Here is a 16,901-nt window from a genome sequence, read left to right on the forward strand (position 1 = left end):
AGAACAGTGAATGGTAAGAAAGACTTATGCAGTTACCGTCAGTAGTCGGCACCCGTGACAACGATCAAGACAGTATTGATCTTCTCGGCATATTTGGCAGTCTGATCGATCAGAAATGGTTGATCGGCGCCTTCACCGGCGCGTTCATGATGACCGGCGTTGCCTACGCGATTCTGGCCACGCCGGTGTATCTGGCCAACGCGCTGGTACAGGTTGAGCCGAAGAAGAACGACATGCTCGGTTTTTCCGATCTCAACAGCATGCTGGGCGGGCAATCGCCGTCCGTGACCGAGATCGGGATCATCAAATCCCGTGCAGTGATCGGCAAGACGGTCGACGATCTGCGCCTGGACATCGATGTCACCCCGAATACTTTTCCGGTGATCGGCGGCTTTCTCTCCCGTCGCTATCGCGGTGAAACCGAATTCAGCGTCGCACCGCCGCGTTTCGGCCTGAACAGCTACGCCTGGGGCGGTGAGCGCCTGGAGTTTGCCCGGCTCGATCTGCCCAAGGAACTGCTGGGCAAGAAACTCAGCCTGATCGCCGGCGAGCAGCATCGCTTCCAGTTGTTCGACGACAACGACAACCTGCTGGCAGAAGGCGTTGCCGGCGAAGCCTTCGCGCAGGACGGCGCAGAAGGGCAGATCACGCAGCTGTTGGCCAACCCCGGCACCCGTTTCGAAGTAGTGCGCTACCCACGAATCGTGACCATTCAGGGGTATCAGGACGCGCTGGATATTTCCGAGCAGGGCAAGGAGTCGGGGATCATCCGTCTGGCCCTGGCCAGTAGCGACGCCGCTGAAGCGGTGAAGATCCTCAACAAGATCGCGTCGCTGTACGTCGATCAGAACGTACGACGCACCTCGGCCGAAGCGGCGCAGAGCCTGGCCTTCCTGCAAAGCCAGTTGCCGCAGGTCAAACGCGATCTGGCCAAGGCCAGCGATGCGCTCAACGCCTACCAGACGCGCGGCAAGACCGTGAATATCTCCCTGGAAACCCAATCGGTGCTCGGCCAGTCCGTCGCGCTCGAAACGCGGATTTCCGAGCTGAAACTGCAACAGGCGGAGATGGATCGCAAGTTCACCAAACAGCATCCGGCCTATCGTGCGTTGATGACCCAGATTGGTGAGTTGACCCAGCAGCAGCGCTCGCTGGAAGGCAAGGTCCAGGACCTGCCGGCCACGCAACAGGAACTGCTCAACCTGACCCGCGATGTCGAAGTCGCTTCGCAGATCTACACCCAGTTGCTGAACAAATCCCAGGAGCTGGACATCATTCGCGCCGGCGCCGTGGGCAACGTGCGTCTGGTGGATACGGCGGATGTCGACCTGACCAGCCCGGTCAAACCGAAGAAAGCCCTGATCGTGTTGATCGCGACCTTCCTCGGCGCTTTCGTCGGCGTGGCCCTGGTGCTGTTGCGCAAATCGCTGAGCAAGGGCCTGGAAGGGCCGGAAGCCATCGAGCAGCTCGGCTTGCCGGTCTACGCATCGATCCCTTACAGCGCCCTGCAACAGGAAGAGGACACCAAGAAAGTCCGCGCCAAAGTCACGGTGGACACACCGGCGTATCTGCTGGCGCTGCGCAATCCGACGGACCTGTCCATCGAGTCGATCCGCAGCCTGCGCACCTGCCTGCATTTCGCGGCACTGGATTCGACCAACAACCGCATCATGATTTCCGGCCCGAGCCCGCAGGTCGGCAAGACCTTCGTGTCGTCCAACCTCGCTGCGGTCATGGCGCAGAGCGGGCAGCGGGTGGTGCTGATCGATGCCGACATGCGCAAAGGGCATCTGCACAAATCGTTGAACACGCCGATCACCAACGGCTTGTCGGACCTGCTGGTCAAGCGCTGTACCCTCGAGCAGGCGATCAACAAGGTCGAAGTCGACAACCTGCACTTCATCAGCCGTGGTCAGGTGCCGCCCAATCCTTCCGAACTGTTGATGCACGCCAATTTCCGCGAATTGCTGGCGCAACTCAGCGAGCGTTATGACGTGGTGATCATCGACACGCCACCGCTGCTGGCGGTGACGGATGCGGCGATTGTCGGTCGCGAAGCAGGCATCAGCCTGATCGTCGCCCGATTCGGGGTGAACCCGGCCAAAGAGATCGAACTGACGATTCGCCGCTTCGCCCAGAACGGCATCGAGTTGAAAGGCGCGGTGTTCAACGGCGTCGAGAAGCGTGCGGCCAGTTACTACGGCAACGGCAGCTACGGCTATTACAACTACGAATACGCGTCCGACAAGTCCTGAAAATCAGTGATTGTCCTTACCGGCAAGAAAGTGGGTGGGTTGTGAAAAAAATACTGCACGTGGCTGAAACGATCAAAGGTGGCGTCGCGACGGTGATCCGCACGATTTCCGCGTCTCCGGAAGAGGAGAGCGCCAACTACGAGCTGGTGTATCTGGTGCCGCAGGATCAGGAAAAGGAGCTGCACGGCATCGCGCCACAGCAGATCCGTACTTTCGATCGAACCGGGCGCAATGTGCCGTCGCTGCTGCGTTTTGCCTGGCGCCTGATGCAAGTGATGCTCAAGGAAAAACCCGATGTCGTGCATCTGCACAGTACGTTTTCCGGGGTGATCGGCCGTTGCGTGTGCGTGCTTTTGCGGCCGTGGCGCAAACCGAAAATCGTCTATTGCCCGCATGCCTTTTCGTTCCTGATGGAAAGCTCGCCGATCAAGCAGAAAGTCTATGCGTGGATCGAGCGGGTGTTGCAGAAGGTCACGGACACGATCATCTGCGTCAGCCAGTACGAGATGGACAAAGCCGCAGCGTTCGGCATCGAGCGCAAGCGTATGCGGCTGATCTACAACGGCATTCATCCAAAGGATGACGAACGCAAAGCCAATGATCCGAAGCCGATTCATCTGCTCTTCGTCGGTCGACTCGATTATCAGAAAGGCTTCGACGTGCTGCTCAAGGCCTATGCCAAGGCCGGGCGCAACGATCTGAAACTGACGGTGGTCGGCAGTGCGGTCAACGAGGCGACAGTCGAGTGCCCGCCAATGGACGGCGTTCAATACCTGCCGTGGGTCACGCCCGCCGAGGTCAACGCGCTGTACCAACAGGCTGATGCGCTGATCGTTCCTAGTCGCTGGGAAGGCTTTGCCATGGTGCCGCTGGAAGGCATGGCGCTGGGCTTGCCGGTGATTGCCAGCGACTGCACCTCGCTGCCGGAACTGGTCACTCACGGGGTATCCGGCTACGTGTTCCCCACCGGTGATCACCACGCGTTGGCCGATCGCCTGAAGCAGATCCAGAAACCCGCGTTGTCGGTCCTTGGCCTCGAAGGTCGGCGCATCGTCCGCGAGCGCTTCAGCGCCGCATTGATGATCCGCCAGACCTACGACGTGTATTCCGCTCCCTCTTATTAAGTAGAACTCCGCTCATGAACGTAACGATCTTGCATGGCTACAGTGCCTCCAATTCCGGTGATGGTCTGCTGGTCGATCTGGCCATTGCGCTGGTGCAGCGCAACTTTGGCGAAGACACCGCGATCAGTGTCGTGGCCTCCGATCCGGACTCCTTCAAATACCTGCCGCACCCGCGCTTCGACGCGCCGGTCATGGCAGCCAAGGGCCTGGGTCGGGTCAAACAGGCAGTCTTCCTCAATCAGTCTTACGCCGGGCTGGCGGATTTGTTGAAGAAAACCGATCTGATCGTCGGCGTCGGTGGCGGCTACATGCGCTCCAAAAGCGCCTTCGAACACATCAAGTTGAAACTCGGTCACGCCAAGCAACTGGAAACCGCGATCCTCAGCAAAGTGCCGTCGGTGTACCTGCCGCAAAGCATCGGGCCGTTCCACGGCGAGAGCGACAAGATCGTCGGGCACTACGCCAGCGCCGACGCGGTGTTCGTGCGCGATAACCGCTCCTCGGCGTTGTTCGATGCCTGCGAAAATGTCTACCGCGCACCGGATCTGGCGGTGCAGGCCCTGGCCGGCAAAATCCTTCAGCAACCCAAGTTCACCCGCTGTGCGTCGACACCGGCCACCGTGTGCGTGGTGCTGCGCAAACCGCCGGCATGGAGCAAGGAAAAGAAGCTCGCCTACGTGGCCAACCTCAAGGTGCTGCTGCAGCGTTTGAAGAACAAAAGCAAAGTGGTCTGCGCCGTGCAGAGCGCTGTGCGCGGTAACGACGACGGCGCGTTCTACCGCGAGCTGGGCATCACCGAAGACCTGCTGCCATTGAAGGCGACGCTGGCCAAATACCAACCGGACCTGGTGATTTCCGTGCGTCTTCACGGCGCTATCGAATCGCTGCTGTCCGGGGTGCCGGCGTACCACATCAGCTACGAGCGCAAAGGCTTCGGCGCCTATCAGGACATGGGCGTCGAGGACTGGGTGATCAACGGCGGCGATATCAATGTCGACACCATCATCGACACGGTTTTTGCGCCGAACGCGCTGTCGAACTTCGGCAAACGCCTGACCGACACCTGCCGTGAAATCGAGGCGAAAACCGTGGCCATGGACGACATCATCAAGGGCGTCATTCGATGATATTCCGCTTGTTGCTGCGCGGCGGAGCACTGGGCGCGAAGTTCTTGCTGGTGCTTGCCATCACCCATTACCTCGGTTATGAGGCGCTGGGTTTTTACGGCGTGGTGGTTGCCGCGTCGTTGATCGCGTCGAAGTTCTACAGTGTGGGTTTCAGTTCCGAGATCAATCGGCTGATCAGCGTCGGCGGTAGCTCGAAGCGGGTCGTCGACAGGGTTCTGCTGTTGTATCTGGCCGTGGGGTTGCTGTTGTCGGTGGTGACAGTGCTGATCTATTCACTGTTCCAGCAGGTCGAGGCGACGACGGCATTGATCGCCTGTGTGACGCTGGTACTGCTGACCGAACACCTGTCTTTCGAGATCAATTCGTTCGTGTTTTCTGCGCAGAAAGCCACGGCGGGCGCGTTGCTGTTTTTCATCAAAACCGGCCTTTGGGCGCTGCTGGCCGTGGGCGGGATGATGCTCGGCTGGGTGTCCGGGATCGCCAGCGTGTTGTGGCTGTGGGTCATCGCCAACGTGCTGGTGATCGTCGCCGGTTACCTGATTGTGGTGAACGTTCATCGTGGGCGCGAAGAAGGGACGCTGGCGACGGCGACCGTGTGGAAAGCCGGGCTGCCGTTCTATCTGGGCACCGGTCTGATCGCGTTGAGTCAGTACGCCGAGCGCTTTCTGATCATCGATCTGGAACCCTACGCCAGTCTGGGTAAATACGTGTACGCGTGGTCGGCGGCCAACACCTTGCAGGCGCTGTCCTACGCGGTGGTGGCGGTGGTTGGCATTCCGGTGCTCGCCAAGCGTTATCAGGCGGATCAACAACCGTTCACGGTCACCCAGCTGTTCGTGAACAAGTGGGTCATGCGCTCGCTGGTGGTGTCGGCCGGGGTGGCGGTGTTGATTTACCTGTTCTTCAACATCGTGCTCGATTACGTCGCAACGGCGGTGCCGCGTCCGGACAACGGGATCCTCGGCGTGCTGATCTTTTCCTTTGCCCTGCGCGCCATTGGCGACATCGTCTGGGGCGGTTTGATCGCGTCGAAAAACAGCCGGGTATCCCTCGCCAGTTCGGCCATTTGCCTGCTGATTTCGGTGCCGGTCAGCTACGTGCTGATCAAGCATTATTCGATCTACGGCGCGGCCTGGGGCAACGTCTTCGGGATCATCGTGCAACTCGGCGTGATTGCGCTGCTGACCCGTGCCACGCGCGCGAAAAAGGCTGTCGTGTCATGGGCCTGAAACTGCCGTGCATCGAGTTTCGCGGCAAGAAACTCGACTCGTCGCTGTCGTTCCTGATCCTGTTCACCGGCCTGTTTCTGTCGGTGGCCATGCCGTTGCTGATCCCCCGCGATCCCGGCCCGGATGCGATGACTTTGTGGTCGTCTTATGCCCGGGCCGACAACTGCAATTTCTGGAACCCGTTCTCGCCGGATCGCTCGTCCTACGAGTGTTCGGCGTTCCTGTTGCGGCCCACCGGGATCAACCTGACCAACGCCTGGGCCTACGGGATGTTCTGCAATTTCTTCCTTACGGCGATTCCCGTGGTGGTGTTCCGGCGCATGCCGCTGGCGATCTTCGGCACGCTATGCCTGTGGGGCATCGTCCGCTCGTTTTTCCTGGAAAACCTGACCAAGGAAATCATCGTGTCGGTGGCGGTGTTGAGCATTCTGTTCAGCTCGCTGACGCGCAAATACCGCGGCGGGTTTTTCCTGTCCGCGGTGATCTACGGCGTGCTGATCCGGCCCTACTGGATTCTGTTTTCGCTGTCCTGGGTCGGCGTCTGCGTGATGAAGAAGTACGTGTCGCGCGTGACCTTCTTCCTGATGCTGTTCCTGTTCTACCTCGCGGTGGCCATGGCGATCCAGTTGGCGCTGGGCTTTCCGGTTTCGTCGATTCGCGCCAGCAACAACGAACTGCGCACGGCGGGCGAGGAGGGTTCCAAGTCGCTGATCGTTTCGTGGCTCAGCGGTAGCGACTTCGTTTCGCAGGCCCTGGATTCGATGATCATCTTCTTCCGGTTGTCGTTCCCCGTGGAGCTGATCCTGCTGTCCGGGCCGGGTCAGGTGATCTTCGTGGCGTTGATGATCATGACCGCTTTGCTGCTGTTCAAAGTCATCACCTCGACCGATTACAAAGGCGCGCCGATCCAGACCAAACCCAAGGAACTGATCGCGATTCCCCTGGCGTTTCTGCTGGTTCAAGGCTTGTTCGAACCGGACTTCGGCTCGTTCGCCCGGCACTTTTCGATGGTGGTGCCGGTGCTGTTCGTGGGCCTGGGGTTGATGTTGCGGGCGAACAAACCGGTGCAGGTCGAGTCAAGAATTCTGAATTGAGGCGGGTGTTTTATGTCGAGCAAGAAAAAGTCGCTGGAGATCGAAACCCTGCGCGGCCTCGCGTGCCTGTTGCTGGTGCTCTACCACGTGATCGGCCCGTTGGGCGGCGGTTTGAAGATCGACATCGGCTCGCCGTTCCGGCTGATCGCCGATTCGATGGTGTACGTGCGCATGCCGCTGTTCACCTTTATCTCGGGCTACATCTATTCCATCTACAAGATTCGCGGCAATGACTTTTCGGCGTTCTTCACCGGCAAGGTGCGGCGGCTGATCGTGCCGCTGTTCTGCGTTGGCGTGCCGTTCTCGGTGTTGCAGGCGGTGGGGCCGGGCGTGAACAAGGACGTCGGCGTGATCGATGCGTTGTTGTCGTTCTTTGTGCCGATCAACCACTTCTGGTTCCTGCAGGCGGTGTTCATCATTTTCATGTTTGTCGGCCTGCTGGAGTGGCGCGGACTGTTGCGTTCGGCGACGCGTCTCTACCTGCTGTTCGCGTTTTCCGCCGCGGTGTTTCTGCTGCCGCCGTTCAAGTTCGATGCGTTCGGCATCAACGGTGCAACCTATCTGTTGCCGTTCTTTGTGGCCGGGATGATTGGCCAGGAAAATGTCAGCGCGTTGAAGCAGCGGTTCAAAGTGCTCGGCCCGTTGGTGTTCGTGCTGATTTCCCTGACGCTTTTGTACATCGCGGCGCTGGATCGCGAGCTGATCATCGATCGTCGTAGCCTGATCGGTCTGACGGTGGGTTGCGTGTCCTGCTTCGCGTTGCTGTCGAGTGACATGCGCTCGAAGGCGCTGACCTGGCTCGGTGGTTACTCTTACGCGATTTTCCTGTTTCATGTGCTGTTCGCCGCGACATCGCGTTCGGTGCTCGGACGTCTGGGTATCAAGGACGAAAGCGTTCTGGTGTTCTGCGGCGTGGCTTGCGGCTTGCTCGGGCCGGTGTTGCTGTCGACGATCTTCAGTCGGTTCAACTTCACTTCGGTGCTGTTTCTGGGCGAGCGTGCGGCGGCGAAAAAACCGGCGGGGAACGTCTCCCCGGCGCAAGTCTCGGCTAAAGGAAGTGTTTGATGGTTGCAGTGGATGATGCCGCGCCGGTCGCGGCATCGGTGGTCGAAGTCGGCGACGCTCGCGAGCGGTTTGCCCAGTGGCGCGAAGGCAAGGCCGGGAAGGTTCTGTCGGTTTCGGTGATCGGCGACAGCTACAGCGCCGGGCAGGATTTCTATCTGAACAAACTGGTGCAGCGGCTGGTCGGGGAGGTCGGTTTTGCCGGCCCCGGTTATATCGGTTTCAACCACGGCGCGGCGCTGGGCGGCAGCCATTTCAAATACACCCGCAGCAGCGAGAAATACTTCGGCGGGGACTGGCAGGTGTCGAGCCTTGGCGTGGCCAGTCCCGACAGCCGTACCGTGACCGGAAGTCCCGGTGCATGGCTGCAAGTCGATGCTCATCCGAGCGAAACGATAAACACCGCCGTCACCCAGGCAAAACTGCTCTATCTCGGCAACGGCGAACCCAATGAAATTCGCTATCGGTGGGCGCCCTCGCAATCCTGGCAGCCGCTGCAACTGACCGGTGCCGGTGTGCAGGAAGTCCCGTTGCCAGGCACCTCCGCCGCGACGGACTGGGCGTTCAGGTTGGAGGTGGTAAAGGGCGCGCCAACACTGTTCGGTCTGTGGATGAGCAACGATCAGGCCGGTTTGCGGGTGTCGAAACTGGCGGCGTCAGGTGCGGCCTCTGCCGACTTCTATCATGGCGATGGTCAATGGCAGGCGCAGTGGAAAGCGGTGGTGTCGAAGATTCCGGCTGACGTCTACCTGATCATGCTCGGTGGCAACGATCAGGGTTTCGGGGTGAAACCGGAGCAGTACCTGAAGAACGTTCAGGGCCTGGTCGGGATGATCCACGAGATTCAGCCGACAGCGAGCGTCAACCTGATCATGCGCCAGGACACCACACGTTCCAGTGCCTATCCGATGTCGGCCTATGCGCAGGTGCTGGAGCCCTGGGCTCGTGAGCAGCATCTGGGCTACGCCAATCTGCAATGCGCGTTCGGTACGGACGTCAAACGTTACGCGGCGGCGATGATCGGCCCGGACAAGATACATCCGGTGCCGGCCACGGGCGGGAAGGTGATTGCCGATTACTTCTATCGGATGATCGTCGGCGGCAACCACGGGGCTTCCTGCGGCGCCGCCTCGGAATAAGGGTTCAGCCCTTGTCGAAGCTGTCCACGTGACCCAGAAGCTCAGCGGTCTTCTGCGGCATCAACTGCGTCAGGCAACGTGTTTCCACATTGATGATGATTGCCGGCTCGTTGCAGCAGAGGCGCACGCGGAATCGCCAGTCGCCGAGAATCACCTTCAGGCCGTCGCGGTCATCAACCTCCAGCGCCTGCTCACCGTAGATCCGTTTGAGATGGGCGAGCAGGGGATAGGGATCGCGCAGCGGCCGGCGAATGTCCCCGGATGAAGGAAACATGCCGATCCGCTCCACCAGCAGGATGGTTCCGAGCCAGGATTCGTTGGCGCTGGGCAACGGCTGATGACGAGACAACCAGCTCATCACCCCGAGGTTGTCCACCTCCCGTTCAATGTCTGTCGAATGTTGTGCGATGTTCATGATTGCCTCGTCGGATGTGCGCGGGGGCGGTTTAACGGCCCTTGAGGTAGACGTTCTCGTAGCAGAAGTTGGTCGCTTGCAGGTAACCCTCGGCGTCGCCGCAGTCAAAGCGCAGGCCCTTGAATTTGTAGGCCAGCACGCAACCGTTCTGCGCCTGTTTCATCAGGGCATCGGTGATCTGGATTTCCCCGCCCTTGCCGGGCTCGGTGTCGGCGATCAGGTCGAAGATGTCGGGCGTCAGGATGTAGCGGCCGATGATCGCCAGGTTCGACGGGGCGTCCTGTGGCGCAGGTTTTTCCACCATGTGGTTGACCCGATAAATGCCGTCGGAAATTGCCTCGCCGGCGATCACGCCATACTTGTGGGTCTGGTCGTGCGGGACTTCCTGGATGGCCACGATCGAGCAGCGGAATTTCTTGTAGAGCTGGATCATCTGCGTGAGCACGCCGTCACCTTCGAGGTTCAGGCACAGGTCGTCGGCCAGCACCACGGCGAAGGGTTCGTCGCCGATCAGCGGACGACCGCTGAGAATCGCGTGACCCAGGCCTTTCATTTCCACCTGGCGGGTGTAGGAGAAGGTGCAGGTGTCGATCAGCTCGCGGGTGCCGGCCAGAAACTTCTCTTTCTCGGTGCCGCGAATCTGGTGTTCGAGTTCGTAGCTGATGTCGAAGTGGTCTTCCAGTGCGCGCTTGCCCCGTCCGGTGACGATTGCCATGTGTTGCAGACCGGCGTCCCGTGCTTCTTCAACGGCATATTCGATCAACGGCTTGTTGACGATCGGCAGCATCTCTTTGGGCATGGCTTTGGTGGCCGGCAAGAAACGCGTGCCATAGCCGGCAGCGGGGAACAAACATTTACGAATCATAGAAGTTTCCTGGGCATTCATGGCATACAGCCATCGGTTACATTGCAATAAAGAAAAGTTGCAAGTTGATGAAGCTGTACTTTAATACCTGAGTCGGGTTGTAAGTGGCAACGTTAGCTTAGTGTAAAGCAGGATAATGTTATTAGATGTCGGCCTGATAAATAACAGTTATTTTTAGTCGGTATCTGTCGATAGTGGTGAAAGTGCGAGAGTGCTAATAAGTACCGGGCAATACAGTTTGGCCTTTAAGAATATTTTTGGCCAGCGATGGAACTGTTTTTGTTTTGGATTGTTGTCGCCTTGTTTGTGTGAAGCAAGACACACATTAAACAAATGGGGCTTGACACGCTAGTTGGCACTTTCCCCACTATGGACCGCGCTATGAAGATTCTGGTAACGGGTGGCGCCGGGTATATCGGCTCGCACACCACACTTGCATTGCTTGAAGCAGGTTATGAAGTTGTTGTTCTGGATAATCTTTGCAACAGCAGCGATGCGGCACTGCATGCAGTGGAAGGCATTTGCGGCAGAAGTGCAGTGATGGTCCGCGGCGATGTGTGCGACCGGGCGTTGCTGGACCGGATTTTCCAGCAGCATTCGATCGACGCCGTCCTGCATTTTGCCGGGCTTAAAGCAGTCGGCGAGAGCGTGCGCAAGCCGCTCGACTATTACGAAACCAACGTCAGCGGCAGCATCACGCTGTGCCAGGCGATGGCAGCGGCAGGGGTGTTCCGGCTGGTGTTCAGCTCCTCGGCCACGGTGTACGGCGAGCCTGAGCAGATGCCGATCCGCGAGGATTTCCCTACGGGCATCCCGACCAATCCTTACGGCCAATCCAAGCTGATCGTCGAAAACGTTCTGCGCGACCTGAGCCAGGCCGAGCCGCGCTGGAGCATCGCGCTGCTGCGTTACTTCAACCCGATCGGCGCCCACTACAGCGGCCACATGGGCGAAGACCCGAGCGGCATCCCCAATAACCTGCTGCCTTACATCAGCCAGGTTGCGGTCGGCAGCCTCCAGGAGTTGTCGATCTTCGGCGACGATTACCCCACGGCAGACGGCACCGGCGTGCGCGATTACATCCACGTCGTCGACCTGGCGGACGGCCACCTGAAGGCCTTGCAGGCCATCGACGGGCGCACCGGCATTCATACCTGGAACCTCGGCACTGGCGACGGTTACAGCGTGATGCAAGTGCTGCGAGCCTTCGAACAGGCGTGCGGCAAGCCGGTGCCATTTCGGGTAATGCCACGGCGTTCGGGCGATATTGCCGAGAGTTGGGCCGACGCTTCCAAAGCGGAAAAAGAACTGGGCTGGAAAGCCACGCGCAACTTGCAGGACATGGTTACCGACACTTGGCGCTGGCAGTCGAATCATCCCAAGGGTTACCTGGAATGATGGCCATTTAGTCCAATGTTATTTTCGGTCAGGTTGTTAGATATCGTCGGGAAATTACACTGGCAATGCCTTTTGCAAGTCCGTAGATATAACCTGCCGTTCGACTTTATCAGTTGAGTCTGACTGTGAAAGAACAGCGGATCTTGTTCGCGCTCTTTGCGACTTGAACTCTACCACCTCTAACGGAACACCCGATGTAACGGTGCAATGTTAGAAAGGAGTTGATATGAAAAAAGTGATGGCGATTGCCTTGTTGACGATGTTGAGCAACTGGGCATCCGCAGCTGAAGCGCCGCTTACTGCGGTGACCAATGTATCGGGCAGTGTCGCGGCTTCTACAGCGCCTGCTGCCAGTACTGCAATGGTCGCCAGTGCCGTAGCGGCGTCCAACAGTGGTGGAAGTGCCAACGGCGGTACAACGGGTACCACCGGTACCACGGGTACAACCGGCACGCACAACTAACTGAAGTAACTGTTGGTGCAGTACAAGGTCGCCCGACGAAAGTCGGGTGACTTTGTTTTGGATTCGCCCTTGAATAGCGTAGTGCCATTATGACTCGTAGTTTTTCTCTTTTAATGCTGGCAAGTCTCGCTCTGCAAGGTTGCATGTTTTCCCCCGGTCAACACTTGAGCACCTTTGGCATCACCCGCCAGGGCGCCAGTGAAAGCAGCCGGGTCGAGTTGATTCCGATCACGCCCAAGCTGATCTCCATGAACCGGGCCACGCAGAAGCGTGAGTCGGTGCCTACGGAATTGTTGGCGACGCCTGCCGAATACCGCATCGGCAACAACGACGTGCTGTACATCACGGTCTGGGATCATCCCGAGCTGACCGCGCCGTCGGGCGCGCAGCAGCAGATCGACGCCAACGGTCGCCTGGTGCGCTCCGACGGTACGCTGTATTACCCGTACATCAAGGAAGTCCAGGCCGCCGGCCGGACCATCCAGCAACTGCGCGACGACATCGAACAACGGCTGTCGGCATTCATCGCCGAGCCGCAAGTGGATGTTGCCGTGCTGCGCTTCGCCAGTCAGAAGGTCGTGGTCACCGGCGCCGTTGCCAAGGCTGGCCCGCAAGCGATTTCCACCAACCCGCTGAGTGTGGTCGAAGCCCTCGGTTCGGCGGGCATCGACACCAACAATGCCGACTTGTCCGGGTTGTTGCTGACGCGCAACGGGCGGGTCTATCCGCTGAATCTGGATAACCTCAACCAGCAGGATTCCGAGTTGCAGAACGTCTACCTCCAGGGTGGCGACAAACTGTATCTGCCGTACAACGACAACAAGCGCATCTACGTGATGGGCGAGGTCAACCAGCCGCGCGCTCTGAGCTTCAAGACCGCGACGATGAACCTGTCCGACGTGCTCGGATCGGTCGGCGGCTTGAGCCAGACCACCGCCAACGGCAACGCCGTGTACGTGATTCGCGGGGTGGAAAACCTCGACGTGGAGCCTGCGAAAATCTATCAACTGGAAGCTGAATCTCCCACCGCCATGGTCCTCGCCACGCACTTCGAAGTGCGCCCGCAGGACGTCGTTTATGTAGGGCCTGCCAACGTGACTCGCTGGAACCGTCTGATCAGCCAGTTGGTGCCATCGGCATCGATTGTCGGAACGGGTGCTTCCGCTGCGAAGAACTGGAGCGAATTCACCAACAACAGCAAATAAGGCCGGCCGACTGTGAATACGTTGAAAGTTGGCGTCTGCCTGATGGCGGCCTTGTTGCTGTGTGGCTGCAACCCGTTGATGGTCGCGTCGGTGACCAACCTCAAGTCGGCGGTAGTCGGCCCGGATGATATCGACGTGACGCCGGCCCAGGTGGCCGAGGTCAACTACCCGCAACTCAAACTGACTACGCCGTCCGGCTCCGGGGTGTTGGCGCTGGTGCGCGAGCGCGAGGACCTGCAGTTCTGGGTCGCGTCCGGCAAGCAGGTGCTGTTGCTGCGCGACGGTCTCGCCGTGCGCACCATCGGCCTCGGCGCGGAAGGCGATCTGGACGGCACGCGGCTGTCCGATGCGTCGCCGTTCAAGCGCGGTCTGCACAACGTTGCCGATGGTGACACCAGTCAGCGCTGGATCGATCTCTACAAGGGCCAGGAAGTCGGGTTGATCGTCAACAGCCGCTTCACCCGCAAATCCATGGAAACCCTGAAGATTCTCAACAAGGAATACGCCGTGCTGCGTGTCGATGAGCGTATCGACGTCCCGGCCATCGGCCTGCGGGCGACCAACCGTTACTGGGTCGATCCGGTTGACGGTTTCATTGTGCAGAGTGAACAGCAACTGACCTCGCAACTGCGAGTGAAGATCGTGCAGCTGACGCCTGATCGCAGGCACGTGCCATGAAGCGCTTGAAGGTTTTGTCGGCGAGTTTGATGTTGCTCGCCGGCGCTAGCCAGGCAGCGGTCACCGTCAGCGGCGACGTCGCCAACCCGGGGCCGGTCGAGTTGCCGGCAGGTGGACGATTGACCGATGTGATCAGCGTCGCCGTACCGAATGCCGAAGGTTACTGGCTGGCGGGGGAGTTGCTGCGCCAATCCCTGCTGGAGCAACAGACCCGGCTCAAGGTCGGCGTGCTGTTCGACCTGGACGTGTTGCAACGCATGGCCGATTTGTTCGATCGACCGAGCCGCAAAGCCCTGGCGGTGCGCATGGCCGAGGACGTGCGGCAGATGCCGGTCACCGGGCGCCAGATCGCGGACCTGGACCCGGTGGCGCTGGAAGTCGGCTTCGCCCGCAACATCCGTCTGGACGACGGCGATCGGCTGATCTACCCGCAGCGGGTCGATGAAGTGCAAGTACTCGGCGCCGTCGCCGGGACCTGCCGACTGCCTTATCAGCCGTTGCTCGAGGCCCGTGAATACCTCAGTAGTTGCGTGCTGCTGGAGGACGATGCCGACGCCGATTACCTGTGGCTGATCCAGCCCAACGGCGTTTCGCGGCGCGTCGGCATTGCCCATTGGAATCGTGAGAGCGGGCAGTTTCCCGTCGCTGGCAGCAAGATTCTGGTGCCCTTGAAAAACGATGATCTTGACCCGCCTATCCCTGAACTGAATCAGCAGTTGGCCGAATTTATTGCCACGCAGTTGGCTGAGGTGGTTCGTTGAATTTGCGTTTTGCAGCTGTGTTGTTATTGCCGTGCGGCCTGGCCCATGCCGAGCCGCGCATTACCCAGGGCGATTTTGGTGGCACCGGTCTGTTGCAGACGCCCACCGCGCGCATGGCCCCGGCCGGCGAGTTGAGCGTCAACGCCAACCGCACCGAGCCTTACAGCCGCTACAGCGTTTCATTGCAGCCGCTGGACTGGCTCGAAGGCTCGTTTCGCTACACCGCCATCACCAACCGCCCTTACGGCCCGGAGTCGATGAGCGGCAACCAGAGCTATAAGGACAAGGCGGTCGACGTCAAAGTCCGGCTCTGGGAAGAAACCCATTGGGCGCCCGATATCGCATTGGGCTTCCGAGACGTCGGTGGTACTGGTTTGTTCGCCAGTGAATTCCTGGTGGCCAACAAGCGCTACGACAACCTGGATTTCAGCGCTGGCATTGCCTGGGGTTACATCGGCAATCGCGGCGACATCGACAACCCTCTGGGCTATCTCGACGATCGCTTCAAGACCCGGCCGGCGATGGAAGGCACCGGTGACGTCAATGCCGGCTCGTACTTTCGCGGCCAGCCGTCGTTCTTCGGCGGCGTGAGTTACCAGACACCGTGGGATCGTCTGAGCCTGAAACTTGAGTACGAAGGCAACGATTACAAGCACGAACCCAAGGACAACGTGATCAAGCAGGACTCGCCGATCAACCTCGGCGCGGTGTTCAAGGTGACGGACGCCCTCGACGTGAGCGCGGCGTGGGAGCGTGGCAACACGGCGATGTTTGGCGTCACGTTCCACACCAATTTCGTCAGCCGCAAAGCCCCGGCCAAGACCTTTGATCCGCCGCCGGAACCGTTGCCGGCCAAGGCACCGACCACAGCGCCGGATCAGGTCGACTGGGCCAACGTCTCGCAACGCTTGCAGCAGAACGCGGGCTATCAGGTCGAGCGCATCGCTCAGCGTGATTCCGAGTTGATCGTGTACGGCGAGCAGCAGCGTTATTTTCATTCGGCCAAGGCTGTCGGCCGTGCGAGCCGGATTCTGGACAACAGCGTCAACGACGACATCAACTGGTTCACCGTGGTCAACAAGCGCTACGACCTGCCGCTGGAAGAAACCAGCGTGCCGCGCCAGACCTTCCGCGAAGTGATCAACAACGAGGAGCCGCTGCAAACGTTGCACCGCACCACCGAGGTCAACCCGGCGATGCCGCACAACGAGAAGACGCTCTACACCCAGGCGCCGCAGCATTTCAGTTATGGCGCCGGTCTGGGCTTCAAGCAGAACGTCGGTGGCCCGGATGGCTTGCTCTATCAATTCAGTGCCGACCTCGACGCCGAGTTCCGCTTCAACCGCAACACTTGGTGGAGCGGCATGCTCAGCCAGAACCTGGCGAACAACTTCGACAAGTTCAAATACGACGCACCCAGCGGTCTACCGCGTGTGCGCACCGACTTGCGCCAGTACCTGACCACTTCAGAAACCACCATGCCGTTATTTCAGGTCAGCCACGCCGAGCAGTTGGACAAAGACTTGTACGGCATGGTCTACGGCGGTTATCTGGAGTCGATGTTCGCGGGTGTCGGCGGCGAGGTGCTGTTCCGTCCGACCGGGGAGCGCTGGGCGATCGGTGCGGACCTGAACTACGTGCGTCAGCGCGAATTCGACCAGGGTTTCGACCTGCGGGACTACTCGGTCCTGACCGGCCATATCACCGGTTACACCGACTTGCCTTATGAAACGCTCGCGGCGGTCAGCGTCGGGCGTTATCTGGCGGGCGACTTTGGCGGCACGCTGGATATCTCGCGAGAGTTTTCCAACGGTGTGCGCTTCGGTGCCTGGGCGACCATCACCACCGCCGGCAGTACGGAATACGGCGAAGGTAGTTTCGACAAGGGCATTTACCTGTCCATTCCGTTCGACGAGATGATGAGCATGTCGACCATGCGCCGGGCCAACCTGGTCTGGGCGCCGCTGACCCGTGACGGTGGCGCGAGGCTTAATCGCAGCTTCCAGCTGCACTCGATGACCGATAGCCGCGAAGACGACATGTTCTATCGCAACTTCGGGAAGATTACCGAGTAAGTCCGGGAGAC

Annotated in this window: 15 protein-coding genes; 13 read left to right on the forward strand and 2 right to left on the reverse strand. The window is 59.6% G+C overall.

Going from position 1 to position 16,901, the window contains the following annotated elements:
* Positions 1-26 precede the first annotated feature (26 nt).
* Genes AC07VV_RS18990 through AC07VV_RS19020 form a run of 7 tightly spaced genes read left to right on the forward strand, consistent with a single transcriptional unit; the run spans position 27 to position 9,030 of the window.
* On the forward strand, positions 27-2,255 hold the full coding sequence (locus AC07VV_RS18990) for a polysaccharide biosynthesis tyrosine autokinase (RefSeq protein WP_495037103.1): 2,229 nt from the start codon (positions 27-29) through the stop codon (positions 2,253-2,255).
* A 41-nt stretch (positions 2,256-2,296) separates the two neighbouring features.
* On the forward strand, positions 2,297-3,379 hold the full coding sequence (locus AC07VV_RS18995; RefSeq protein WP_495037104.1) for a glycosyltransferase: 1,083 nt from the start codon (positions 2,297-2,299) through the stop codon (positions 3,377-3,379).
* Between the two features lie 14 nt (positions 3,380-3,393).
* Positions 3,394-4,506, forward strand: a complete 1,113-nt coding sequence (locus AC07VV_RS19000; protein WP_096822064.1) for a polysaccharide pyruvyl transferase family protein — start codon at positions 3,394-3,396, stop codon at positions 4,504-4,506.
* Positions 4,503-5,735: an MATE family efflux transporter gene (locus AC07VV_RS19005; RefSeq protein ID WP_495037105.1), complete on the forward strand. Its 1,233-nt coding sequence runs from the start codon at positions 4,503-4,505 to the stop codon at positions 5,733-5,735. Before AC07VV_RS19000 ends, AC07VV_RS19005 begins: the two co-directional genes overlap by 4 nt.
* Complete coding sequence (locus tag AC07VV_RS19010; RefSeq protein WP_249490085.1) at positions 5,726-6,829, forward strand: hypothetical protein; 1,104 nt, start codon at positions 5,726-5,728, stop codon at positions 6,827-6,829. Before AC07VV_RS19005 ends, AC07VV_RS19010 begins: the two co-directional genes overlap by 10 nt.
* A 12-nt stretch (positions 6,830-6,841) precedes the next feature.
* Positions 6,842-7,894: an acyltransferase family protein gene (locus AC07VV_RS19015; protein WP_495037106.1), complete on the forward strand. Its 1,053-nt coding sequence runs from the start codon at positions 6,842-6,844 to the stop codon at positions 7,892-7,894.
* A complete protein-coding gene (locus AC07VV_RS19020; RefSeq protein WP_495037107.1) occupies positions 7,894-9,030 on the forward strand; it encodes an SGNH/GDSL hydrolase family protein in 1,137 nt (378 codons plus the stop codon). Before AC07VV_RS19015 ends, AC07VV_RS19020 begins: the two co-directional genes overlap by 1 nt.
* A gap of 4 nt (positions 9,031-9,034) precedes the next feature.
* Here the strand turns inward: AC07VV_RS19020 and AC07VV_RS19025 are convergent, their stop codons facing one another.
* Positions 9,035-9,445 (reverse strand): mannose-1-phosphate guanylyltransferase, encoded by a 411-nt coding sequence (locus tag AC07VV_RS19025; RefSeq protein WP_495037108.1) that lies wholly within the window; start codon positions 9,443-9,445, stop codon positions 9,035-9,037.
* A gap of 31 nt (positions 9,446-9,476) precedes the next feature.
* Positions 9,477-10,310, reverse strand: coding sequence for a UTP--glucose-1-phosphate uridylyltransferase GalU (gene galU, locus AC07VV_RS19030; RefSeq protein WP_495037109.1), 834 nt, complete (start codon positions 10,308-10,310; stop codon positions 9,477-9,479).
* 381 nt (positions 10,311-10,691) lie between these two features.
* Here galU and galE point away from each other — a divergent pair, with 381 nt between their 5' ends.
* The 6 genes from galE (at position 10,692) to AC07VV_RS19060 (ending at position 16,890) form a co-directional block, all read left to right on the forward strand.
* Complete coding sequence (galE, locus tag AC07VV_RS19035; protein WP_495037110.1) at positions 10,692-11,708, forward strand: UDP-glucose 4-epimerase GalE; 1,017 nt, start codon at positions 10,692-10,694, stop codon at positions 11,706-11,708.
* 226 nt (positions 11,709-11,934) lie between these two features.
* A complete protein-coding gene (locus AC07VV_RS19040) occupies positions 11,935-12,171 on the forward strand; it encodes a hypothetical protein (protein WP_003226528.1) in 237 nt (78 codons plus the stop codon).
* Between the two features lie 89 nt (positions 12,172-12,260).
* Positions 12,261-13,376, forward strand: coding sequence for a polysaccharide export protein (locus tag AC07VV_RS19045; protein ID WP_141401799.1), 1,116 nt, complete (start codon positions 12,261-12,263; stop codon positions 13,374-13,376).
* A 12-nt stretch (positions 13,377-13,388) separates the two neighbouring features.
* A complete protein-coding gene (locus tag AC07VV_RS19050; protein WP_493073300.1) occupies positions 13,389-14,054 on the forward strand; it encodes a YjbF family lipoprotein in 666 nt (221 codons plus the stop codon).
* Positions 14,051-14,815, forward strand: a complete 765-nt coding sequence (locus tag AC07VV_RS19055) for a capsule biosynthesis GfcC family protein (RefSeq protein ID WP_495037111.1) — start codon at positions 14,051-14,053, stop codon at positions 14,813-14,815. Before AC07VV_RS19050 ends, AC07VV_RS19055 begins: the two co-directional genes overlap by 4 nt.
* Entirely contained in the window at positions 14,812-16,890 is a 2,079-nt protein-coding gene (locus AC07VV_RS19060) for a YjbH domain-containing protein (protein WP_495037112.1), read from the forward strand. The genes AC07VV_RS19055 and AC07VV_RS19060 overlap by 4 nt, the downstream gene beginning before the upstream one ends.
* Positions 16,891-16,901 lie beyond the last annotated feature (11 nt).

Source organism: Pseudomonas sp. GW821-FHT02C04 (assembly GCF_059421845.1).

What these genes read in the sequence shown, in the direction of transcription:
- AC07VV_RS18990 (WP_495037103.1), top strand. Translation starts at nt 27, where the DNA reads ATGCAGTTACCGTCAGTAGTCGGCACCCGTGACAACGATCAAGACAGT.
- AC07VV_RS19000 (WP_096822064.1), top strand. Translation starts at nt 3,394, where the DNA reads ATGAACGTAACGATCTTGCATGGCTACAGTGCCTCCAATTCCGGTGAT.
- AC07VV_RS19005 (WP_495037105.1), top strand. Translation starts at nt 4,503, where the DNA reads ATGATATTCCGCTTGTTGCTGCGCGGCGGAGCACTGGGCGCGAAGTTC.
- AC07VV_RS19010 (WP_249490085.1), top strand. Translation starts at nt 5,726, where the DNA reads ATGGGCCTGAAACTGCCGTGCATCGAGTTTCGCGGCAAGAAACTCGAC.
- AC07VV_RS19015 (WP_495037106.1), top strand. Translation starts at nt 6,842, where the DNA reads ATGTCGAGCAAGAAAAAGTCGCTGGAGATCGAAACCCTGCGCGGCCTC.
- AC07VV_RS19020 (WP_495037107.1), top strand. Translation starts at nt 7,894, where the DNA reads ATGGTTGCAGTGGATGATGCCGCGCCGGTCGCGGCATCGGTGGTCGAA.
- AC07VV_RS19025 (WP_495037108.1), bottom strand. Translation starts at nt 9,445, where the DNA reads ATGAACATCGCACAACATTCGACAGACATTGAACGGGAGGTGGACAAC.
- galU (WP_495037109.1), bottom strand. Translation starts at nt 10,310, where the DNA reads ATGATTCGTAAATGTTTGTTCCCCGCTGCCGGCTATGGCACGCGTTTC.
- galE (WP_495037110.1), top strand. Translation starts at nt 10,692, where the DNA reads ATGAAGATTCTGGTAACGGGTGGCGCCGGGTATATCGGCTCGCACACC.
- AC07VV_RS19040 (WP_003226528.1), top strand. Translation starts at nt 11,935, where the DNA reads ATGAAAAAAGTGATGGCGATTGCCTTGTTGACGATGTTGAGCAACTGG.
- AC07VV_RS19045 (WP_141401799.1), top strand. Translation starts at nt 12,261, where the DNA reads ATGACTCGTAGTTTTTCTCTTTTAATGCTGGCAAGTCTCGCTCTGCAA.
- AC07VV_RS19055 (WP_495037111.1), top strand. Translation starts at nt 14,051, where the DNA reads ATGAAGCGCTTGAAGGTTTTGTCGGCGAGTTTGATGTTGCTCGCCGGC.